Consider the following 237-nt stretch of genomic DNA (forward strand, 5'->3'; position numbering starts at 1 on the left):
AGATCCAAGGGCGCGCTGCTCTTGCTGACCCGGTACAACACGCCCGACGGCCTGCGCCGGCTCGGAGAGAAACGCCTCCATGCCTGGCTCAAGAACCAGCGCACCCGCAGCAGCCTGCTCGTGGCAGAAAGGGCCATCAATGCTGCGAAATCCCAATACACCACGGTGCCCGCCCAACGGATCGGTGCCCGGCTGGTCGCCGAACTGGCCCAGGAAGTACTCGACCTCCACACACAG

General features: G+C 65.0%; 1 pseudogene. It reads left to right on the forward strand.

The features are described 5' to 3' along the window. Window positions 1-237: pseudogene (locus AC5RWT_RS38245) on the forward strand (IS110 family transposase); the annotation flags it as partial.

It is taken from the genome of Arthrobacter sp. Dra40 (assembly GCF_059091905.1).